The 22,718-nt window shown below is 58.4% G+C and carries 20 protein-coding genes and 1 pseudogene; 4 read left to right on the top strand and 17 right to left on the bottom strand.

The window, feature by feature from the left end:
- The 7 genes from HCK86_RS05830 to HCK86_RS05800 form a co-directional block, all read right to left on the bottom strand.
- Positions 1-894, bottom strand: coding sequence for a LysR family transcriptional regulator (locus HCK86_RS05830; protein ID WP_176083536.1), 894 nt, complete (start codon positions 892-894; stop codon positions 1-3).
- A gap of 86 nt (positions 895-980) precedes the next feature.
- Positions 981-2,486, bottom strand: a complete 1,506-nt coding sequence (locus HCK86_RS05825; RefSeq protein WP_176083535.1) for a serine hydrolase domain-containing protein — start codon at positions 2,484-2,486, stop codon at positions 981-983.
- Between the two features lie 32 nt (positions 2,487-2,518).
- On the bottom strand, positions 2,519-3,280 hold the full coding sequence (locus tag HCK86_RS05820; RefSeq protein WP_176083534.1) for an ABC transporter ATP-binding protein: 762 nt from the start codon (positions 3,278-3,280) through the stop codon (positions 2,519-2,521).
- Positions 3,277-4,107, bottom strand: a complete 831-nt coding sequence (locus HCK86_RS05815; RefSeq protein WP_176083533.1) for an ABC transporter ATP-binding protein — start codon at positions 4,105-4,107, stop codon at positions 3,277-3,279. The genes HCK86_RS05820 and HCK86_RS05815 overlap by 4 nt, the downstream gene beginning before the upstream one ends.
- A 2-nt stretch (positions 4,108-4,109) precedes the next feature.
- Positions 4,110-5,009, bottom strand: a complete 900-nt coding sequence (locus HCK86_RS05810; protein WP_176083532.1) for an ABC transporter permease — start codon at positions 5,007-5,009, stop codon at positions 4,110-4,112.
- A gap of 1 nt (position 5,010) precedes the next feature.
- Positions 5,011-6,024 carry an ABC transporter permease gene (locus HCK86_RS05805; protein ID WP_235890837.1) on the bottom strand — a complete coding sequence of 338 codons (1,014 nt, stop codon included), beginning with the start codon at positions 6,022-6,024 and terminating at the stop codon, positions 5,011-5,013.
- Positions 6,021-7,616, bottom strand: coding sequence for an ABC transporter substrate-binding protein (locus HCK86_RS05800; protein WP_176083531.1), 1,596 nt, complete (start codon positions 7,614-7,616; stop codon positions 6,021-6,023). The genes HCK86_RS05805 and HCK86_RS05800 overlap by 4 nt, the downstream gene beginning before the upstream one ends.
- Positions 7,617-7,861: 245 nt before the next feature.
- Here HCK86_RS05800 and HCK86_RS05795 point away from each other — a divergent pair, with 245 nt between their 5' ends.
- Positions 7,862-8,902, top strand: coding sequence for a dipeptidase (locus HCK86_RS05795; RefSeq protein WP_176083530.1), 1,041 nt, complete (start codon positions 7,862-7,864; stop codon positions 8,900-8,902).
- An 83-nt stretch (positions 8,903-8,985) separates the two neighbouring features.
- Here the strand turns inward: HCK86_RS05795 and HCK86_RS05790 are convergent, their stop codons facing one another.
- On the bottom strand, positions 8,986-9,780 hold the full coding sequence (locus HCK86_RS05790) for a class I SAM-dependent methyltransferase (RefSeq protein ID WP_176083529.1): 795 nt from the start codon (positions 9,778-9,780) through the stop codon (positions 8,986-8,988).
- 163 nt (positions 9,781-9,943) lie between these two features.
- Between HCK86_RS05790 and HCK86_RS05785 the strand changes: the two genes are divergently transcribed.
- Genes HCK86_RS05785 through HCK86_RS05775 form a run of 3 tightly spaced genes read left to right on the top strand, consistent with a single transcriptional unit; the run spans position 9,944 to position 12,851 of the window.
- On the top strand, positions 9,944-11,029 hold the full coding sequence (locus tag HCK86_RS05785; protein ID WP_246739493.1) for an ABC transporter substrate-binding protein: 1,086 nt from the start codon (positions 9,944-9,946) through the stop codon (positions 11,027-11,029).
- Between the two features lie 2 nt (positions 11,030-11,031).
- Positions 11,032-12,102: an iron ABC transporter permease gene (locus HCK86_RS05780; RefSeq protein ID WP_176083527.1), complete on the top strand. Its 1,071-nt coding sequence runs from the start codon at positions 11,032-11,034 to the stop codon at positions 12,100-12,102.
- Entirely contained in the window at positions 12,096-12,851 is a 756-nt protein-coding gene (locus tag HCK86_RS05775) for an ABC transporter ATP-binding protein (protein WP_176083526.1), read from the top strand. Before HCK86_RS05780 ends, HCK86_RS05775 begins: the two co-directional genes overlap by 7 nt.
- Positions 12,852-12,949: 98 nt before the next feature.
- Here HCK86_RS05775 and HCK86_RS05770 read toward each other — a convergent pair.
- From HCK86_RS05770 to HCK86_RS05730, 9 genes and pseudogenes are all read right to left on the bottom strand, one after another.
- A pseudogene (locus tag HCK86_RS05770) lies at positions 12,950-13,088 on the bottom strand (IS3 family transposase); the annotation flags it as partial.
- 28 nt (positions 13,089-13,116) lie between these two features.
- Entirely contained in the window at positions 13,117-14,292 is a 1,176-nt protein-coding gene (locus tag HCK86_RS05765; RefSeq protein ID WP_176083525.1) for an ROK family transcriptional regulator, read from the bottom strand.
- A 54-nt stretch (positions 14,293-14,346) separates the two neighbouring features.
- Positions 14,347-16,503 (bottom strand): beta-galactosidase, encoded by a 2,157-nt coding sequence (locus HCK86_RS05760; protein WP_176083524.1) that lies wholly within the window; start codon positions 16,501-16,503, stop codon positions 14,347-14,349.
- A 2-nt stretch (positions 16,504-16,505) separates the two neighbouring features.
- Positions 16,506-17,663: a sn-glycerol-3-phosphate ABC transporter ATP-binding protein UgpC gene (ugpC, locus tag HCK86_RS05755; RefSeq protein ID WP_176083523.1), complete on the bottom strand. Its 1,158-nt coding sequence runs from the start codon at positions 17,661-17,663 to the stop codon at positions 16,506-16,508.
- A gap of 21 nt (positions 17,664-17,684) precedes the next feature.
- Positions 17,685-18,536, bottom strand: a complete 852-nt coding sequence (locus HCK86_RS05750; protein ID WP_176083522.1) for a carbohydrate ABC transporter permease — start codon at positions 18,534-18,536, stop codon at positions 17,685-17,687.
- A gap of 5 nt (positions 18,537-18,541) precedes the next feature.
- Positions 18,542-19,417 (bottom strand): sugar ABC transporter permease, encoded by an 876-nt coding sequence (locus tag HCK86_RS05745; RefSeq protein WP_176083521.1) that lies wholly within the window; start codon positions 19,415-19,417, stop codon positions 18,542-18,544.
- A gap of 84 nt (positions 19,418-19,501) precedes the next feature.
- Positions 19,502-20,803 (bottom strand): extracellular solute-binding protein, encoded by a 1,302-nt coding sequence (locus HCK86_RS05740; protein ID WP_348641042.1) that lies wholly within the window; start codon positions 20,801-20,803, stop codon positions 19,502-19,504.
- A gap of 337 nt (positions 20,804-21,140) precedes the next feature.
- A complete protein-coding gene (locus HCK86_RS05735; protein WP_281409589.1) occupies positions 21,141-22,094 on the bottom strand; it encodes an AraC family transcriptional regulator in 954 nt (317 codons plus the stop codon).
- Between the two features lie 239 nt (positions 22,095-22,333).
- Positions 22,334-22,718 (bottom strand): autotransporter domain-containing protein (locus HCK86_RS05730; RefSeq protein WP_176083519.1); only part of this gene is annotated, 385 nt, incomplete at its 5' end.

Raw genomic sequence — 22,718 nt, 5'->3', positions numbered from 1 at the left:
TCAAAAATCCGGGCGGGCCAGTTCCGCCCAGATCCTCTCGACAATGGCGCGCCGGTTCTCGCGCGAGCGGTAAAGCCGGATATCCACGTCGATGCGCCAGTCACCCGCACCGGCCTCGACCAGCGTTCCGGCCGCAATTTCCGCGCCCACCAGGCTTTCGGGCACCCAGACCACGCCCCAGCCGGCCGCAGCCATCGCCTTCAATCCGACAGACATGCTGCCGACATGAACGCAGTTTTCCTCCGGCAGGCGGTCAGCCAGCGCCCCGGACACCAATTGCCCGAAGAAGGACACCTTCTGATAGGCGACCGAGTGAAAACCGTTTTCAATCCTGTGCAGCGGCGTTCCGTCCGGCGCAGGCGCGCTGACCGGCAATATGGTTTCGCGGCCAAGCTGATAATATTCGAACTGGCCGGGATCCAGCAGCATCGGCACGACGGGATGCTGATAGGTCAGCAGAAAATCCGATCGCCCGTCGACCAGCGAGATCACATTTTCCTCCAGCGAGCCGGAATCGGGCAGCATCTGCGAGGCCAGATCACCAATCCTCCGGTTCAGCCGGGTAAACCAGGACGGGAAGAAGGTGAATGACAGCGTGTGCAGCGCGGTCAGTGTCACCTGCCGCGCTTCGGCCATTTCCTCGGCCTGAAAACTTTTCCGGACATCATAGAGGTCCTGCAGCATCTGCGTGGCAACAGGCAGGAACCGCACGCCGGCATCGGTCAGCCGTGAGGGATAGGTGGCGCGATCAACCAGGGTCGTTCCCAGCCAGGCTTCGAGCTGACGGATACGCCGCGAAAAGGCTGACTGGGTGACATGCCGCTCTTCCGCCGCCCGGGAAAAATTGAGCGTCGCTGCCAGAGCCAGAAAATCCTCAAGCCATTTCACTTCCATAGCGCATTCCTGAGCGGCAGCCCGCATGCCGGGCTGAAAGCGGCCTTCTGTAAGGCTTCAGGCGCCATTTGGCAACGTCGTAAGACTTAAGTAAGGCGCTGGTATTCGATCATGCGGGCGCGGCTCAGCACCAGTTCCAGCCGGTCGTCATCCAAAAGGTGGAGCAGGATCCGCTTGGTCCACGGGCCATCAACGAGGGTAAACAGAAAACGCCCCCTGCCCAGCGCTGTCAAAGGCATGCGCTGGCGCACCGGCCCGATGCCCATGACCACGGCATCGCCGTCGACCTCCAGCAGCGCGCCTTCGGGCGACAGCCACCGCCCTGAAAGCGCCTCAGGCACACCATCATCATGGGCCGGGAGAAAGCGGCGTTCGGCATGGCCGATCACGCCGGTGATCGCCGCACCATCGTATCGCAACAGGGCGGGCGAAGTCGGCGAGCGTGTCGATACGCGATCGCCCTCATCCCTATAGAGCGTGTCTTCATTGTCGAGATAGGTGAGCGCCGCCCCCCTGACCTCCAGCCACCACGGACCGCTTTCCGTCACATAAAGCCCGTCCGGCAGGGCATCGCCTGCAACCGGCAGCGCCGCGCCGGTCAGTGCAGCCATGGTTTCCAGCGCGATCTTGTAGGCATTGACGTCTTCACGATTGGCGACGACGACAATCCCCGTCTGGCTGTCGCGATCAACGAGGAAATGGCTCTTGTAGCCCGGATGCGATCCGCCATGGCCGTAAAGCATGCGGGAACCGAGCACCACCTGACGGATGCCGAGACCATAGCCGGTTTCGCTTCCATCAGCAAAATGGCGCGGGCGCGCCAGCCGGTCAAAAATGCCCGCATATGCCCCCTTGCCCGCCATCAGCGCGCCGACCCAGCGGGCCAGCGCCGTGGCACTGCCGGTCATGCTGCCGGAGGCGGAGATATGCAGGCCGGCGGCGGAAAGCTGCCAGCGCGCGCCATCATGCCAGTAGCCAGGCACAAGACCATCGACCGGATCATTCCAGACATCCGGCGCATCGAGCACGACACCAAGCGCTTCACCCTGCTTGCGGATATAGTCACGGAAAAACAGGCCCTTGCGCTCAAGCGCCGCCTCAACCAGCCGGTAGCCTGTATTCGAATAGGAAATCTCAGAACCGGCGGCGAAATTCAGCCGGTTCATCCGGAACAGGAAATCGAGCAGCGGCCCGGATTTGGTTTCGGTGAAAACGGAAAGCCCCAGAAGGGTGAGGCATTCGCGCACATCCGGCAGGCCGCCGGTCATATCCAGCGCCTGACCGACCGTCACGTCTGCAAGGGGCGCCTGAAGTTCCGGCAGGTGGCGCGACAGCGTCTCATCGAGTGCAATCACATCCCCATGCGAAAGCATGGAGGCCGCAAAGGCATGTTTGGTGACCGAGGCATAGCGGACGACGCTGCTGGCGGAGAACGGCGTCTTGGTCGCAAGACTTTCAAGACCGCCCGCCATGACAAGCTGCGGACCGGATGCGTCGAAGACAATGATCGCGCCCCCCGGCTCATCCGCGCCCCAGCCTGCGGAAAATCCTCTGGCTGCCCGTTCCGCCGCGTTCCAGTCCAACACTGTCATGTCCTTATATCCTGCTATTGCCAAGGCCCGTTTCAGGGCAAAACATCCGTCTCCGGTTCTTCCAGCTCAATACTGAGCGCCCGCAATTCTTTCGTATGCGCGTGAGAGACATCGCCGAGACGCAATTTTTCTGCCGTCACCTGCTCCACCATCTCGCCACCCAGCATGACGCCGACATTGGCACACATATGCGCAACGACCGCCAGATTATGGCTGACCATGACATAGGTGAGATTATGCTCGCGGCGCAGCGCCACAAGCAGATTGAGAATTTCTGCCTGCACCGAAACATCGAGCGCCGACGTCGGCTCGTCGAGCAACAGCACCTCAGGCTCGGCAATCAGGGCGCGGGCAATCGCGACGCGCTGGCGCTGGCCACCGGAAAGCTGATGCGGAAAACGGAACCGGACCGATTGCGGCAGGGCAACATCGTCAAGCGCACTGGCAATGCGCTGGTCGATCCGGTCCATGCCGTGAACCAGCGGCAACTCGCTCAGGATGCGATCGATCGTCTGGCGCGGATGCAGCGAGCCATAAGGGTCCTGGAACACCATCTGCACCTTGCGGAAAAAGGCGCGGTCGCGCTTTGCCCCGACGGCGCTGCCGCCAAAGGAAATCCGCCCCTGCCAGTCGTCATTGAGACCAGCCAAAGCGCGCAGAACGGTGGATTTGCCCGAGCCGCTTTCGCCGACGATGCCGAAACTGCCGCCGGCCTCGACATGGAAGGAAACGCCCTTCACCACCTCTCGTCCGGAAAAGGCGATGCGCAGGTTGTCGATAGCAATGTCGATCATTTCAGCCACTCCGGATCGCGTTGCAGCACGGGCAGCTCATCACGCGGATGCGTGAGCGACGGCATGCAGTTCAAGAGCCCTTTCGTGTAGGGATGTTTCGCCCGCGCAAGTTCGGATGCTTCAAGCTCTTCAACCACATGGCCGGCATACATGACCATGACCCGGTCACAGAAATGCGATACCAGTGACAGGTCATGACTGATCATGATCAGCCCCATGCCACGCTCCGAGACAAGCCGGTCGATCAGCCGCATGATTTCCGCCTGAACGGTGGCGTCCAGCGCCGATGTCGGCTCATCGGCAATCAGAAGTTCCGGATCGGGCGCCAGCATCATGGCGATCATGACACGCTGGCCCATGCCGCCGGAGACCTCGTGCGGATAGGAACTGGCGACGTCACGCGGATTGCGGATCTGCACCTTGTCGAGCAGATCGATCGCTGCCTCGCGCGCTTCGCGCCGGCTGCCGCCCTTGTGGAAACGCCAGCTTTCAGCCACCTGGGAACCAATGGATTTCACCGGATTGAGCGAATATTTCGGATCCTGCAGAATGAAACCGGCCCGCTTGCCGCGGATCTGGCGCATGCCACGTTCATTGGCCTTGAGGATATCGATACCGTCAAAATTGATGGCGTCGGCTTCCACCTTTGCCTGGGGCGGCAGAAGTTTCAGCAGCGCCCGCGCCGTCAGGCTCTTGCCGGATCCCGATTCGCCGACGATGCCGAGCTTCTCACGACCGAGATGCAGCGAAACGCCCTTGACCGCCTCGGAGATACCGCCGGACCGCGTCGGAAAACCGATCCTGAGATTTTCAATATTCACCAGCACGATCAGTCTCCCTTCGGATCGAGAACGTCATGGAGGGCATCGCCGAGGAAATTGAAGGCGAGCGAAACGATGAAGATGGCAGCACCGGGAGCCGCCGCGACCCACCACTGATCGAAGATGAAGCGCTTGGCCGTGGCAATCATCGCCCCCCATTCCGGCGATGGCGGCTGGGCGCCCATGCCGAGAAAGCCGAGGCTTGCCGCGGTGATGATGATCGAGCTCATGTCGAGCGTCACCCGCACGATCATGTTCGGCGTGCAAAGCGGCGCGACATGATGAAAGACGATGCGCCAGTTGGATGCGCCCGTCAGCCGGTAGGCAGCGATGAAGTCCGAATTGCGCACGGTCAGCGTATCGGCGCGTGCCAGCCGCGCATAAGGCGGCCAGGCGGTGAGCGCGATGGCAAGGATGGCGCTTTCGACACCCGGTGTCAGCGCCGCAACAAAGGCAAGCGCCAGGATGAGACGCGGAAAGGCGAGAAACACATCGGTCACCCGCATCAGCGCCTTGTCGACGATGCCGCCGAAATAGCCGGCAATCGCACCGATCGCCAGCCCGATGGGGGCAACAATGATGACCACCGAAACCACCATGCCAAGCGTGACACGGCTGCCATAGATGATGCGCGAATAGATATCGCGACCGAGTTCATCGGTGCCCAGCCAGTATTCCGCAGACGGTGGCGACAGGCGCAGATCAAGGTTCTGCGCTGCCGGATCATGGGTCGCCAGCAGCGGCGCGGCCAGTGCCATGAAGAAGAACAGCAGCACGATGACAAGGCCCATCATGCCGAGCGTATTATGGCGCAGCGACAGCCAGATACGATAGCGGTTGGCCCAGCTGGCCTGTCGTCGCGACGTCGGCGCTTCATCAAGCAGCCAGTCGGTAAGTTTTGCAAACATGTCAGCGAACCCGTGGATCGAACAGGCGGTAGAGAAGATCGGCCAGAAGATTGAGCCCGACATAGATGACACCGATGAGCAGCGTCGCCCCCACAACCGGGTTCATGTCGGCATTCAGAAGCGCCGTGGTCAGATACTGGCCGAGGCCGGGCCAGGCGAACACCGTCTCGGTGACGACAGCGCCTTCCAGCAGGCCGGCATAGGTCAGCGCCAGCACGGTGACCAGCTGCACCGCGACCGTCGGAAAGGCATGCGACCAGATGACCGAGCGCAGCGGCAACCCCTTGGCACGGGCGGTGATGACGAATTCACCCTTCAGCGCGTCGATCATGAAAGCGCGCGTCATACGGGCGATATAGGCCATCGAGAAATAGGCAAGAATGCAGACCGGCTGCGTCAGATGGGCAACGGCGTCCCAGAAGGCACCGGTATCGCCGGCAAGCAGCGAATCGATCGTCAGAAGACCGGTCTTAACCGGAACCATGCCATCATAGATGATGCCCTGCCGGCCCGGTCCGGGGGTGAGCCCCAGAGCCTTGTAGAAAACGATCAGCGAGATCAGCGCCAGCAGAAAGACCGGAATGGAATGACCGGCAAAGCAGACAATGCGGATGACCTGATCGGTGACGGAGCCCTGGCGCACTGCGGCCCAGACACCGAGCGGAATGCCGATGATCATCGACAGGATGAGGGCGTAGGTCGCCAGCTCGAAGGTCGCCGGAAAATAATGGCCGATGTCGTAGGTGACCGGATTCTTGGTCAGGATCGACATGCCGAGATCACCATGCAGCAGCTGCCAGATATAGTCGGCGAACTGCACCGGAAGGGGTTTATCCAGCCCCATGGCGATCCGGGTTTGCTCGACCACGGATTGCGGTGCGTTGTCGCCAACGGCGGCAATGACCGGATCGACCGGCATGACCCGGCCGATCAGGAAGGTAACGACCGTCAGCCCGAACAGCGTCACGAGGACGCTGCCCAGGGTGCCGGAAAAGCCCTTCAGAAAACCCTTCACGACTTGGTGGTCTCCTCGTAGCTATTCGAAGAGGAGAAGACCTGAAGGCGGAAACCGTCAATACCGGTGCGGCATACGGCCGTATCGGTCTTCTGGAACATGAAGGCGAAGGGGCTGTTATCCATGTAGTCCTTCTGCAGCGCTTCGTAGAGTTCCAGACGCTTTGCCGGGTCCTTCTCGTCACGCGCGGCCTTGGCGCGCTCTGCGAAATCGGCATTCTGGAAATGCGAACGCCAGATGAACGGCCGGTCCTTGGCGTCATCCGCATTGTCTTCATTGATGCAGAAGACTTCCGCATTCGAGTTCGGATCGAAATAGTCCGTCCCCCAGGACGACATTGCCATTTCGTGCTGGCGGGCACGCATCTTGGTCAGAACCTGACGGTTCTCACCGGCAAGCAGGTTTACCTTGATGCCGATCTCGGCAAGGCTCGCCTGAACCGCCTGAGCGATATCCGGATAGGGCTGGTTCGAATAGTGATCGAGGGTGATCTCGAAACCATCGGCAAGTCCGGCTTCGGCCATCAGCGCCTTGGCCTTGTCGATATCCTTGTGGAACGGCGTCTCGGTGACGGCGCCGGGAATGCCTGAGGGCTCGAAGCTCTGATGCACCGCATAGGTCATCGGCACGATGTTCTTCTGCATGCCGTCATAATCCAGCGCCCACTTGACCGCCTGCCAGACTTCCGGCTTTGCCAGATATTCATTGTTCTGGTTGAGCGAGATCAGCATCAGTGATGCGATTTCCTGGCGGATGGTTTTGAAGCCGTCAACGCCTTCAACCTGCTTGAGCTGTTCGGTCGTCAGGTTGCGGGCAATATCGGCATCGCCCTTCTGCAGCATCAGAAGCTGCGACGACGGATCGGCGACGTGACGCAGCACGATGCGCTGGAGATTGCCCTTGTACGGACCGTGCGGGTTTACCGTCAGGCCAATGGTCTCGCTCGGCTTCCATGCCTGCAGCACGAAGGGGCCGGAGCCGGCGCTGTTCTTGTTGAGCCAGGTCTTGCCCATGTCATCGCCATCGACATGCGCTTCGACGACGGCCTTTTCGACAATCGCGCCGACGCTGGCCGACAGGCAGTAGAGCAGGAAGGAAATCGCGGTCGGCTCGGCCGTGGTCAGGGTGACGGTCTCGTCATCGACGGCAACGATGGCCTGATCGACATTGTCAGGCGTGAAGCCGAACTGGCCGATGATGAAAGCGGCGCCGCCATTGATCTTGATGGCGCGCTGCAGCGAATAGGCGACGTCTTCGGCCGTGACCGGATTGCCCGATGCAAAGCTTGCCTCAGCCAGCTTGAAGGTGAACACCTTGCCGCTGTCATCAACGCTCCAGCTTGCAGCCAGAACCGGCTGGATCTTCGACGGATCGTCAGGATCGGGAACAATCAGATTCTGATAGAGATTGGTGCAGACTTCACCGGCCAGAGCCTCGTAATTGGCATGCGGATCAAGGGTGGTGATGTTGTCGAGCTGCTGGGCGACGACCAGAATGTCCTTCGGCGTATCGGCGAATGCCTTGGTAAGGTCGAGATAAGAAAGAACAGGCACAACGGCGCTGCCGATCAAGAGTTGTCGTCTGGAAATCATCTGTCTTGTTCCCTTTCAATCCTGTATTGCCGGTGCCAACATCGCCGCCGAGGCGGGCTGCATATTTTTTTGGCAAACGGCCAGGCATGCTGTTATCAGTGCAGGACAGGACTGACCAATTCCGTTTTTTGCAGGCCCTATGCAGGCTTTGCATTTGTTCTCCACCAAAGCGGGGCTCATAAAGGGACATCCTCTTCGGGCTCAGCATTCCCGGCCCTCCCGACACGATTTTCAGGACAACATTCATGCCTCCCTTTTCCGACACGCCTGTTTTCGACGGGCATAATGACGTGCTTCTGCGCCTGCGCCGCTCCGGCAAGGCCGATCCGGCAAAAGCCTTTCTGGATGGGGAGAATGAAGGGCATATCGATCTGCCGCGCGCCCGAGAAGGCGGATTTGCCGGCGGGCTCTGCGCGCTCTATGTTCCCTCGCCAAGCTATGAGAAAGACGCCGACGGCAACATGCCGACGCCCGCCCAGCCTGATGCCCTGAACGAAACCATGGCCATGGCGCGGTTGCTGTTCGAGATCGAGCGGCGATCGGCAGGTGATGTGACTGTCTGTCGCACGGCAGCCGATATCCGCAATGCGATTGCTAAGGGCTCCTTTGCCGCGGTTTTCCATATCGAAGGGGCTGAAGCGATCGGCGCAGACCTCGATGCGCTCTACGTTCTGCATCAGGCGGGGCTGCGCACGCTTGGCCCGGTCTGGAGCCGTCCCAACATCTTCGCCTTCGGTGTGCCCTTCCGCTTTCCCTCAAGCCCCGATATCGGCCCGGGCCTCACCGATACCGGCAAGGCGCTGATCCGCGCCTGCAATGACCTGAAGATCATGATCGACCTGTCGCATATGAACGAAAAGGGTTTCTGGGACATCGCGGCGATTTCCGACGCGCCGCTGGTTGCGTCCCACTCCAATGTTCAGGCGCTGTGCCAGCACTCGCGCAATGCCACCGACCGCCAGCTTGATGCGATCGGCGAGACCAACGGGCTGATCGGCATTAATTTCGGCGTTCTCTTCCTCAACAAGGATGGCATCAAGGATCCCGCGATCGGCGTCGAGCCGCTGATCGACCATATCGATTATGTCGCCAACCGGATCGGCATTGATCACATCGCCCTCGGCTCGGATTTCGACGGCACCACGATTGCCACAGCGCTGAAGGATTGCCGCGGTGTGCGTCTGATCGTCGATCGCCTGAAGGCCCGCGGCTATGATGACGCAGCCATTGCCAAGGTCACGCATGAAAACTGGATCCGCGTTCTCGGCGCGACCTGGGGCGCCTGATAGCGGCGATCCCCGTCAGCCATCCGGTCCATCTTCCCGTGCCGGCATGTCAGCAATCGCGACCAGCCATTGACCTGACAAGGTCATCCGGGCCTGGTGACACAAATCGCAAAACGGTCCTGGGTCATTCGCTCCAGCGCTTTCCAGAACGGCATCTTGCGGGCCTGGGCGAGGTGAATGCGGCCCATGGACCGGTCAATGACGGGATCGGCGAAACCCGCTTCCAGAAGCAGGGCGACCACGGCTTCGGCCGGCATGGCGTCGCTGAAATGGACATTCTCGCGGATGCGCTTGTGGCGCTCCGCCAAGTCCGGTGACAGATGTGTACCCCGATTGTCGCCCGGCCGGCCTAGCAGACGGTCACAGAACTGGTGCAGACGGCTTGCCCAGCTCTTGTGCCCCATATTGCCGTCAACGATGAGCAGCTTGCCGCCTGGCTTCAGCAGCGCGAACCATTCGGCGAAACAGGCTTGCGGATCAACCAGCGTCCACACGAGATGTCGATTGGTGATGACGTCATAGCTTTCACGCGGCTCCATGGTATTCTCCGCATCCCGCATGATGAAGCGAATATCGGCCCCCCGCATTTTCGCCTTGCTGCGCGCCCGTTCCAGCATCGCCTCGGACCAGTCGGCACCGGTGACGGCAAAGTCAAGATCATGAAGCAGATGCGAGATGACGGCGGTTCCGCAGGCGAGGTCCAGCGCCCGACGCCCATCACCGCGGCCGAGATGTTTCGCAATCAACCGATGCCAGCCTTTGCGCTCCGCATCTGAAAAAATCTCGTGCCCGACACTGTCGTCGAACGTTGCCGCACGTTTTGACCAGAAGTCGCGAATTTCATCGCGAATGGAATAGTTTGGCTTCGCCGCGTCCACTTGCTTGTCCCTGCTCCACTGCTAACTGTTTGGAATCACTCTAAAAGATATAAGTTGATTCAATTAATCATGTTTTATAAGAGCGCTTCTGTATCAAACTTGGAGCAGGACGCCAATGAAAATTCACACGCTTTTTGCCGCCTCAGCATTGCTGCTGGCCGCCATGACAGGCCCGGTGCTGGCCGACCCGTTCACGGTCACGGATGTGGCTGGCCGCGCGGTGAGCTTCGACAAGCCGGTTGAGCATGTCATTCTGGGCGAAGGGCGGATGATCTACGCCCTGGCGACGATCGAGACGGACGACCCCTTCGCCAAGGTCGTGGCCTGGCGCAATGACCTGTGGAAGAACGATGCTGATGCCTACGATGCCTACGCAGCGCGGTTTCCCGAGGTCAAGGACCTGCCGATGCTCGGCCGCCTGACCGACGGCACGCTTCAGACCGAAACCCTGGTTGATCTGAAGCCCGACGCCGTGCTTCTGCCGATCGGAGACAAGCAGGCAGCCGATGAAGTCGGGCTTGAAGACATGCTCAACGCCGTGGGTGTGAAACTCGTCTATATCGACTTCAGGGAACATATTCTCGAAAACACCGAGCCGAGCCTGCATATTCTGGGCCAGATGTTCGGTAATGTTGAACGCGCTGACCAGGTCGCGGCTTACTGGGACCAGCAGATGGCGCGGGTTACAGATGTGCTTGAGACGGCGCAACCCGAAGAGCCCAAGGTCTTCATGTACCGGGCCGCCGGCTATTCCGATTGCTGCGGCACATTCGGGTCGGATAATTTCGGGCTGATGGTCAAGCTTGCCGGCGGTCACAATATCGGCTCTGACTTCCTTCCGGGCTATACCGGCACGATCAACCCCGAACAGGTGATTGCCTCCAATCCCGATGTCGTCGTCGCCACGGGCGCAAACTGGGGACATAATGAAGGGATCTCCGGCTTTGTGAATGTCGGCCCGGGTGCCGCAGCGGTTGCCGATGACAGCCGCGCAGCCTTGGCCAAGCTGATGCAGGCCCCCGCCTTTACCGGAACGACCGCTGTGGCGGACAACAATGTCCACGCCATCTGGCACCAGTTCTACACCAGCCCCTACCAGTTCGTTGCCGTGCAGCGACTGGCCAAGTGGTTCCACCCGGATCTCTTTGCCGATCTCGATCCGGACGCGACATTCCGCGAATTCAGTGAAACCTTCCTGCCCATTCCCTACGCGCCGGGCTACTGGGTTTCGCTCGACGGCAAGGATTGATGATGTCTGCTGCTGAGGCTATCGCAGACGCCGGTGAAAGGGGGCGCGATCAATATCGCGCTCTCGCGCGCCGCAAGACCCTGGTGCTGCTGGCGCTTTTCTGTGCGCTCTGCCTGTCCTTTGCTGTCGACCTTGCAGTGGGGCCGGCATCCTACAGTCTTGACCAGGTGGTGCGTGCGCTCTTTGAGCCATCATCCGTTTCGGATCAGGTCCGGGTTGTCGTCTGGGAAATCCGCATGCCTGTGGCGCTCATGGCCATCGTTGTCGGCGCCGCATTGTCGGCGGCAGGCGCACAAATGCAGACAATTCTCGCCAATCCGCTGGCGAGCCCGTTCACGCTCGGCATCTCGGCCGCGGCCAGCTTCGGCGCCGCTCTGGCAATCGTCATTGCCATTCCGCTGCTTCCGGTCGCTGAAGCCTTCATGGTTCCGGTCAATGCCTTTGTGATGGCGCTTCTGGCAACGCTGTTCATCCACTTCATTTCGCAGATGCGCGGTGTCACCGTGCAGACCATCGTGCTGCTTGGCATCGCGCTGGTGTTCACCTTCAACGCATTGCTTGCCTTCGTGCAGTATCTGGCCTCCGAACAGGCGCTGTCCTCCGTGGTCTTCTGGACCATGGGCAGCCTGACCAAGGCGACCTGGCCGAAAATCTGGATGACGCTGGCGGTGCTTGTCATCTCGGTTCCGCTGTTTGCCCGCAACGCATGGGCGCTGACGGCCATTCGTCTCGGCGAGGACAAGGCGGCAAGCTTTGGGGTCAATGTGCGCCGGATCCGGCTTGAAAGCATGCTGATCATTGCCGTTCTGGCGGCCGTTCCGGTCAGCTTCGTCGGCACGATCGGCTTCATCGGCCTGGTCGGACCGCATATTGCCCGCATGATCCTTGGTGAGGATCAGCGGTTCTTCCTGCCGGGCTCCATCCTCACCGGTGCCCTGCTGCTTTCGCTCACCTCCATTCTTGCCAAGATGATCGTGCCCGGCGTGGTCATCCCCATCGGCATCATCACGGCACTGGTCGGTGTGCCGTTCTTCTTCTCGCTCATCCTGACCAATCTGAGGCGAACATGGTAGAACTCAGACTTGAGGGTGTCGGGGCCCGCTACGGCCATCGCCTGGCGGTTTCCGGTATCACGACCCCACGGCTGCGGGGCGGTGAAGTCGTCGCCGTCATCGGCCCCAACGCGGCCGGCAAGTCGACGCTGTTCCGCCGCATCGCCGGACTTCTTCACGGCCCCGGCACCGTTCACCTCGACGGCTCGGACAAGGGAAAACGCGCCATCGGCTATATGCCGCAGGATATCAGCGCCAATGCCGTCCTGACGGTCTATGAATCCATCCTGCTCGCCCGCAAACAGGGCCATGGCTGGGCTGTTCATGACGACGACCTTCAATTGATCGATGCGGTCATGGCGTCACTCGGCATTGCCGATCTCGCCTTTCGCGAGCTTTCCGCACTCAGTGGCGGCCAGCGCCAGCTTGTTTCCATTGCCCAGACACTGGCACGTGAGCCCGATGTCCTGCTGATGGACGAGCCGACCAGCGCGCTGGATCTTCACCGTCAGGTCGAGGTGCTGGATCTGGTGAAAGCGGAGGCGAAGGCCCGGGGCATGCTGGTGATGATCGCCATTCACGATCTCAATCAGGCGCTGCATTTCGCCGACAAGGCCCTGATCATTGCCAAAGGCAGGCTGCATGCCTGCGGCGCCGTCAGCGAGGTTGTCACGACAGAGATGTTGCGCCTCATCTACAAGGTCGAAGCACGCATAGAACGCTGCTCACAAAATCTGAGCCACGTCATTGTCGATGGCCGAATCCGCTAAGCAACGTACCATGATGGCCGGAGAGGACTGGCTGGAATTCCTTGATGTACCATTTCTCCGTGGTGACCAAAAGCACTACATACGGGATGGAATTGCCAGAATTGCAGGCGATGCAGGACAATAGAGGCGTACTTCACTTTGCATCCCTGGCGAAGTACGCGGCCGCTATTTTAGGATATCGCGCTCCTCGGTGACGCGAACCAACTCTTTCCTAAGCCGCTTGATCTCCTCGGATTCGGCGCTGGCCTGTGGCGTTGAGCCGGAACTAATTTACATGGGGGCCGTCAAATACGTGTTGTACGACGACGGCGGCGGCTCCGGCGGTCCAGTAGTATCCTGTCTCATCCGTTATGATCGACGGAGCTTTTTCGCGGTAGTAATAGTGATCGAAGGCTTCCCGCATGGGCCCCATAAATGCATCGCCGAATGATGTGCTCTCACCGCCGAAAATGATCATTTCGTGGTCGATCAGCGTGTTCCATTGTGCGAGGTGACGGCCAATCGTCGCTCCGGCATCACGAACGAGCTCCAGCGCGGCCGGGTCTTGCGCGATCACAGCCGTGGCAAGATCAGTAGGATTGCCGCGCTCTTGCCAACGTTCTTGCATCGCGGTCACCGAATAGTAGGCCTGCAGGCAACCATGTCTGCCACACTCGCAAAGACGCCCACCTTCTTGGTGCATGATATGGCCAACCTTGCCGGCATTGCCAATTTGTCCACGCCAGACCTGGTCGTTGATGACTGAGGCAAAGAACAGGCCTTCGCCAATGGCAAAAACGCCAAAGGATTGCTGCTGCATGCCCAGGCCGAAAAGGTGGTGCGCCTGCGCATAGGCAAGCGTATCGTCCTCAACGAATACAGGCATCTCCAGCGCTTTGCTGAGCATCGTCCCGATAGGAACATTCTCCCAGCCGAAGCGAAAGCTGCGCAGACAGGAGCCAGTACGTGTGTCGAGATGTGCCGGCATTGTCCAGCCGGCCCCAAGAATAGGCCGATTTGGCTCGTTGCGAGAACGCAAGACCTCATTGACTGCCTGGCGGGCGCAACCGACCACGGCCTTGGGGTCATAGTCGTTCAGAGGCACACTTCGCTGCTCAAGCGGTTCCATCGCGAGATCCGTCAGCACACAATCAAGGCGATCACGGCCCAGCTTAAGGCCGATGGCGAGGTGGCCCTCACGGTTCAACCTCAATGGTACAGGGCGCCGACCGAGCGAGCTATCTCGCGGCGCATGTTCCACGAGATAGCCTTCTTCGAGTAGATCTTTGACGACAAAGCCGACGACGGCTGCTGAAAGGCCGGTGCTTACGGTGAGGTCCGAACGGCTCATCTCTTCGTTTCGACGGATCAGATTGAGGATCATCTGGCGATTTATCGCTCTGCCCGTCTTCTGGTCGATTTTCTGACTATGATTTCGGTTCATCAATTCGGCGCCAATCATCTGTTTCGCTATGGCGGCCTGTGGCCGTGATCGCCTGATATGCCAAATGAAGGCTCATAGCTCATTTCCTGGAGATAGGATAGCCGCACCATAGCCCTCAAGCTCCAACGTTCCGCGGATATGCCGGTCCGTAAGGCGATCTGAATACGTGCCGTCGAGCTCGATCTTGACCTTTTCGCTACCGGTATTAATCACGAATATCATTTTCCTTCCGTCGTCTCCGCTTCGCTCACTAATCTCGACCTCCGGGGTCTCAACGGACAGGATCGGGGCGACGTCTGCCACTTCGCATATGGTGTCAGCCAGTCGCTCGGCGAGGGCTTCAGTAAGATATGTGCCAAGGTAGCTTGCCTGACCTTGCCCCAGTTTACGGGCTGTCAAAACGGGCTCACCGGCCAGAAAACGCGTTGACCACTCAGCCAGCGTTTCGACGTCATCCTCCAACATGAGTCGCTCATAGAGATGCCCAGCCTGATATTCTTTGTTGCCGAAGCGCAAGTTATAGCGTCTCCCGGCTGAGCAGGCGGGAACGCGACCGGTCGCGGCTGGGCCGAAGCCATCTGCCCGTCCGGGCGGTTCAAACAGGCCATCCGCGCCAGGCCCCGTCATCCGGCCGAATTCCTCGACTTTGATACCGAGAAGCTCAGACAAACCGTTTCCTGGTGCCAGTTTCTCATGGATATGGTTGTCGACCGTCCTCGTTCCGGTCATCGCCGAGACAATCAGAAGCCCGCCATTTTCCACAAACCGACGGAGGTTTTCGGTCCATGCGTCATTCCACATCATGAAATGCGGGACATAGAGCGCCTTAAGCTTGCTCAGATCGTCCGAGGGGTGGATGAAGCCAGCGGCGATATTGCGCTCATACAAGACCTTGTGGAGCAGGATGCCATCCTCTCGTGGTGAGGGTAGGCCCATGGGATAGGTCTTGTAGCTCTCCTGATTGTCGAAATCAGCTGCGGCAATGCCAACATCCATTCTGACATGTGTACCCAGCAATTCCGTTTTGATCGCTTCGATATCTTCAGCGAAATGCTTGGCTTCTGCGAAACGCCTGCGCGGCTCATTGTCGTGATCGATCAGGCCCATCCAGTAAATCTCTGCGCCGAAATGCGCCGGGCGCCAGCGGAAAAACATCAAACCGTCGGCCCCACGCGCTACGGACGTAAGTGCCATGCGGCGCATTTCTCCGGGCTCTGGAGTCATGGTGGCGAACGTTGGCTGACTGCCCAGACCAGATGCCTGTTCCGGCACGATGAAGTTGCCGCCAAATGCGCGGAACCAGTCAAGCGCCAGCGCCTGGGTATAGGCATGGCCTCCGTTGCGCTGCATTTCATCATGCAACATCGGGTAAACATCATAGCCCAGAAAATCGAGATCTTCCCCGAAATTGCCGCGCAGATCAATGTCATCGAGATGGCCGAGATTATGATAGATAAACCAGCCAGTTTTTATCGACCGGAGGATCTCTATTTGGTCTTTTTGAAAGGCCGCGGTGGCAGCTGCGAGAAACCGATGATAGTCTTGGCGATGACCAGGCGAGACGTATCCAGGCGCCATCGGCAAAGGCAATTCTATCTGCTCGAAACTGTCATAATGGGTCGCCCAGAAATCACCGCCCCAGGCCGTATTAAGTGCGGCAATGTCGCCATATCTTAGATGGCACCATTTGCGAAATTCAATGGCGCAACTTTCCGAAAAGCTGATTGAAGTCGTGGTATTCAGCTCATTGTCTGTCTGCCAGCCGATAACGTTAGGATCGTCCTGATAGTGTTCTGCCATCGCCCTGGTGATCCGCCGCGAATGATCGCGTAGAACCGGGCTGGTCGTATCGGCATGCTGGCGCGAACCGTGAATGGCACGCCGTCCCTGTTCGTCGGCACGTAGAACCTCCGGATGCGCAACCGTCAACCATCGCGGTGGTGTCGCGGTTGGTGTGCAAAGAATGGTTTTGATGCCATAGCGTCCCAAAACCGCGATTGCGTCATCAAATAACGAAAAATCGAAATGCCCCTGGTAAGGCTCCCAAATGTGCCAGGCAAATTCCCCCATGCGAACGGTGTTAAAGCCAGCCTCTGCCATGCGCTTTGCATCGTTTTCCCAGAGGTCACGGCTAACATGCTCGGGGTAATGTGGCACGCCAAGGATGAACTGGTCGATATTGACAGGCCGCCAGACAGAAAGCGGTGCGGATTTTGCAGTCTTTTTCATGGTCACCCTTTCGCACGCCTGGCGTGCTCATGCCGGAGTGGTTTCTCGATTGTGATGGTTTTGCCGTCAGGGCCGAAGAGGTAGGCGTCCTCCGGCGAAAAACCGAAGTCGATCATGTCGTCTTCAAGCGCAACCGGAAGATTGGTTAGCAGCGTGACATCGCTAGTGCCTGTGTCGGAACCAATGGCTTTGAGCGCGCCAGCAGCTACGTAGAGAACGGTTTCACGGCCGAGCTCTTCCGAAAGGCGGAGCCTGCCACGTGCCATCACCGGCATATCAGAGGCGAGGATGAAGTGTTCGGGCCGCACCCCAACCGTGATCTGCTCACCGGTTTTCAAACCATGTTTCTCGCTTATGTTGTTGAAGGTAACAGAGCCCAGTCCAGCAAGGTGAACGCGTGCAGTCGCGGAGGTTACAGTTTCAACCCTCCCCTCAAAGAAATTCATGCGCGGAGACCCGAGAAACGAGGCGACAAAGCGATTGCAGGGGTTGTTGTAGAGCTGCAACGGGGCCCCGACCTGTTCAATCTCACCGGCATGCAAGACGACAATCCTGTCAGCCATTGTCATCGCTTCGACCTGGTCATGGGTCACGTAGATCATCGTGGCATCAAGTGCTTTGTGAAGCGATGCGAGTTCAACCCGCATCTGGGTTCTGAGCGCGGCGTCGAGATTGGAGAGAGGCTCGTCAAAGAGGAAGACATGCGGTTGGCGGGTGATTGCCCGTCCGATGGCCACTCGCTGCCGCTGGCCTCCGGAAAGCTGCGCCGGCTTCTTGTCGAGCAGGTTTTCGATGCGCAGGATTTTTGCGGCTTTTCCGACCGCTGCCTCGATCTCGGCGGCGGGCCGTTTCATGATCCGCAGGCCAAAGCCCATATTGTCCCGCACGGTCATATGCGGATAAAGGGCATAGGACTGAAACACCATCGCGATGCCCCGATCACCGGGTTCCTCATGTGTGACATCTTTCCCTGCGATCTCGATTAGGCCGGAGGCGACGTCCTCAAGGCCGGCGATTGTCTTTAGCAACGTCGATTTTCCGCAGCCGGAGGGCCCGACCATGACAACGAATTCACCTGGTGCGATATCGAGATTGATGTTTTTCAGCGCATGAAAGCTGCCGTAATTCTTGTTGATGTCAGCCAACTTCACATTCGACATTTTCGTTTTCCTTGTCAGCTGTCAGCCTTTGACCGCGCCCATGGTCAGGCCGGAGACAAAGTGTTTTTGCATGAGGAAGAACATCAGAACCGGTGGCACTGCGACGATCAGCGTGGCAGCCGAAATGATGTTCCATGAGGAGACCCACTCACCACGCAGATTGGCAAGCCCGGCGGTTACCGGCTTTACTGCGTCAGTCTGGGTAAGGACGATTGCCCAGAAGTAGTCATTCCATATGAAGGTAAAGAGCAGGATACTGAGCGCTGCAAGCGCCGGGCGCACGAGCGGCACCACAATGATGACCAGGATTTGCAATGGTGAGGCGCCTTCTGCTCGGGCGGCCTGAAACAGTTCACCGGGCAAAGCAGCAATGAAGTTGCGCATGAACAGCGTTGCAAAGCCAAGCTGGAAGGCAACATGAAAGATGATAAGTGCACCGAATGTGTCATAGAGCCCCAGGGCGACCATCAGGTCACGTACCGGGATCATGAAGATCTGGTGCGGCATAAAGTTGCCGCCGATGAAAATGGCGAACAGGAGAGTCGCTCCCCTGAAGGGGTAGCGTGAAAACACGAAGCCGGTCATGGTCGACAGGATCAGCACGGCAACAACAGACGGAACGGTTATGATCAGGCTGTTGCGAAAATAGGTCAACATATCAGTCTGAGTGAAGACCGCCGTGTAGTTGTCTATGATGTTGAATTCACTTGGCCAGCCCCAGTAATTGCCGGCCATAATGTCATCAAAGGTCCGGAAGGACGTCACGATGATGGCCAGCATAGGCAGGAGCCAGAGAAAAAGAACGAACCAGACCGCCGTCATATAGAGCATGCGGGCCGACCGGTTGTTCTCGGCGATGGGACGCGGATACATAGACATCAGCCTCCGTTTTCAGCTCGAAGAAGGCTGGCGACGTACCAGACGATAAAGACGAGCATGATTGCGAACAGAACCGTTGCGATCGCGGCGCCGTAACCGAAGCGGTATGAAAATAGCGATTCCTCGTACATCTGGTAGGCAAGGACGCTTGAGGAGCCGAAAGGGCCGCCTGACGTCATGACGGAAATGATGTCAAAGGAACGCAGAGCCCCGATCATCGAGATCGCTACGGCGATGAAGCTGACTTGTTTGAGTTGCGGCAGGATGATGTGGCGTAACATCTGCCACCCACGTGCATTGTCGACACGTCCGGCCCCAATGATTTCGCTATCGAGATTATTGAGCCCCGCCAGAAACAAGACCATGCAGAAAGCGACCTGTGGCCACAAACCGGCAAAAACAATGGCGAGCGTCACATAGCGTGCACTTGAGAGCAAGGCGGGAGCTGGAAGCCCGAACAGACCGAAGAGCTTTGCAAGGATGCCAAAGGTCGGATCGTAAAACCAGGTGAAGATAACGCCGACGGTAACGAGCGAAAGCACGAGCGGCATAAAGAACAGCGACTTCGCCAGTCGCATACCGGCAATCTTCTGGTTGACCAGAAGCGATATAGCAAGGCCGATCGGAGGGGCGAGCAGAAAGACAACCAGCCAGATCGCATTGTTGCGCAAGGCCGTCCAGAACTGCGGATCCTGCCAGAGTTCTCTGTAATTTTGAAAGCCGATGAATGCCGGATCCCCAAACCCATCCCATTGATAGAACGAAATCCATAACGTCTTGAACGTCGAGTAGACGATAACGACAAAGAACAGGATCAGGCCGGGAGCGAGAAGAAATGCGGGCGTACACCGCTGCAAGGACTTGCGAGCGATCATGGTTATTCATGTCTCCATTGATTACCCTTACGGGAGTTGGGCGACGACCGGGAGGAGTAATCGGCCGCCGCCCCGGGAGGTCTTTCAGAGCGCGCCATAGGCACGCTCGCGCGCCTTTTCGATCTGCCCAAGAATGCTGTCGGCACGATCAGGATAGACCATAAACTCCTGGAAGCCCTTCATTCCGGCCTGAGCGACATCGGGATTGGTATCGCGGTCATAATACTGCGACGTGCCTTCGACGGTTTTCATCTCGTTGATTGCCATCGCGATGATCGGATCGTCGTTGAGGTCGACATCAATCCTCGCGGGTGGATTGCCATCCGGTTTGATGTAGGTCGCGAGATTATCCGGCTGATAGAAATAGGTGAGGAATTCTCTTGCCACCTCAGGGTTCGGCGCGCCTGACGGGATATGAATCGAATCGACCGAGAAATCTTCATAACGGCCGATGGATGGATCGATCGTCGGGAAAAGCTGAAAGCGGATTTGGTCGATATCTTCCGCAGGCGTAACCTGTTTGACAAAACTGCCGAGATCCAGCATCGCAGCACGCTTCTGAACCATGGCCGATGCGGCTTGCTCCCAGGCATAAGAGGTCGCATTCGGTGTAAAGAGACCGGCGTCGATGAGATCGGACCACTTGGACATCACATTTGCGACTTTCTGATCCGTATAGGCAACTTCACCATTCATCAGCGCCTGATGAAATTCCAGACCGTTGATCCTGAGGTTCATATGATCGAACCAACCGCCGGCGGGCCACATATTCTTGATGCCCATGCTAACGGGAACGATGCCCGCAGCCTTGGCCTTCTCGCCAAGCGTGAAAAAGTCGTCAAAGGTCTTTGGCGGTGTCAGCCCGGCTTCGTCAAACATATCCTGGCGATAGAACAGTCCCCATAAAATCCCGGCCGTTGGCAGCCCATACTGGCGGCCCTTTACCGTCACAGCGCTCATTGAGGGGACAACCTTGGCCCATCCCTCTTGCTCGACGAGATCGGTGATATCTGCGAACAGACCTTTTTCGACAAAAGAACGCATCCGTTCACCCGAATACCAGAAACAGATGTCCGGCGGACTGGCGACGAGATAATTTCGGATCGCGGTCTTGTGGGCCTCATGGTCCATATTGTTGACGGCGACCTTCACGCCTGCGGCCCGGCCAAAATTAGCCGCAATCGTTTCAAGAGCTTCCCGCTGCTTGGGGTTGCTCCGGTTCGAGATAATGATGAGCTCGCGCGATTGCGCGAGCGCGGGCACGGCAAGAGCAAGTGAACTTGCTCCGGTGGCAGCGATGAACGAACGTCTCGTGAGCTTGATAGCCATAACTTTCCTCCCTGTACGGCATGGACAGACAAGAGCACAGACCTCATACGGAGTCAAATTATTTTAATAAACTAATTACCTAGGGCCTGACCTAAATGTTGGCCTGCCGAAACGTGTGGTGAACTGGCGTCTAGTATTCGTTGCTCGCGACCATATCCTGAGCGTACGTCAGAGATACAGCTCCATGATCAGCGTTATGCCTGACCTCTGGACAAGTGCTTCCAGCGCCCATTACCGACCAAAAGGTGCGATGAAGGCCGGTCGCAAAGAACGTCAACATGTTTCCAATAGGCCTCCAAACTGGACCGCCCGATACCTGTCCCGTTTCGGCCACTCGTGTCATCGACTTCGTCGCCTGCAAGCAGACATTCAGCGAATATCGGCTCGGTTCAAATCAAAGGCCTTTGTTTGCTCTGCGAAACGCAATGGGCGACATCCCCTGGCTTTGGGCAAAGGCGCGCGTCAGATGCGTTGAATCGCTGTATCCAAGACGAAAGGCGATCTCGGTCACGGACATTTCAGAGCCCGCGAGTAAGGTCCTGGCACGTTCCATCCGCACATCGGACACAAGCTGCCGGTACGAACTGGATTCGGCCTTCAGCCGTCGCTGAATGGTTCTTGGCCCGAGCCCCAGACGGTCCGCCACACCGTTGATCTGCGCTGTCCCGGTGAGAAGATCCAGATGAATTGTTTCGCGAACGAGCGCGGAGAAGGCATTCGGCGGCCGTCCCTGCACCATCGTTTTCAAGTCACGCCATCCTGGCTGCGATAAAGGCTCGCTTCGCACATTTCTCCGGTTTTCCAGAAGCCTGGACGGGAAAGCAAACGCCATGGCATGGCTTCCGCTGCGGATCGGTACGGACAATGCTCTTGCCATCGCTTCGATGCGCTGGTCATAAGCAACGTCCAGCTCGATCCAGTCCGGTTTCCAATGCTGGCCCGCATAGCAGCGAAACGAGCTGAGCAGGGCAGGTATCGTATGCTGCAGATGCTGAAGACGTTCAGCAGGACGGAGACCAAATATGTGATAGGTGAATTGCGCGCGCGATCCGCTGGTCGACAATCTCAGCGCAGTGCCAGTCTGGTGATAGGCAATCGCTCTGGCTGCCCGCTGAAGGCAACCACGCAGTGTCGGCGCAGCGCGCGAATAGGCGACCCAAGTGCCATAGGCATCGATCATCGCCCGCCCTGTCTTCAGCCCCAGAAGCGGATCGCCTGTCATACGGGCCGCCGCTTCGTAAAGCATAATCAGGTTATTGAGCGGCACCATGCGTTCAGCTTCGCCGGCAACATCAATCGGCAACCCCGCCTCGGCAAAAAGCTGCGCGGCAGCATGTGGTCCTTCCATCCGGTCAAGAAGTGCCGGAAGCGGGCCAATGCCACGCACCGAAGTCATCGCGATTGATGTATTTGATCGGGCCAAGATGGATCTTTGTCATGATATGGCAGGTTGATATCAGTATTACGTAATTGAAGCGCAACGCTTTGAGACGGTCAAGGGCTGGACATTCCGCGCAAAAAGACCTGTCATCCTGAGAAGGGTGGTTCCGACGGACAATCCGATCAGTTTACTTTCGACTGGAGCTCCTAGAACGCTACGTTCAGATTTGCCGAAAAGACGTTTTCTTTCGCACTGCTGCCAAACCGCCCCTGATAGCCAAGGCCGAATGTCGCATTTTGCGTCACGCCGAAATCGATCCCGGCTCCGACAAGGGCTGTGTCTTCGGCAATCGGTACGCCGGTGACGGTAAAGGCTCTGGATGTGGCAAAGGCATGGGTTGCCGATGACGCCGTGTCACCGAAGGCATGTTGCCAGCCCAGCATGCCATGGAGCTTCGCCTCGCTCCGACTGAAACGGAAGCTGTGCCCTGCCCTGATACCGAGCGTGGTATAGGTGACGTCGGAATTGTCGCTGCCGCCATAAAGCCCGGCCGTACCGTTTTCGCTATAACTTCCCGTGTTGAGATGGACC

Origin of the sequence: Martelella sp. HB161492 (genome assembly GCF_013184775.1) — a bacterium.
Classification (GTDB): Bacteria; Pseudomonadota; Alphaproteobacteria; order Rhizobiales; family Rhizobiaceae; genus Martelella.
The sequence above is the reverse complement of the archived record's forward strand: the minus strand, read 5'-3'. Positions and strand labels throughout refer to the sequence as shown.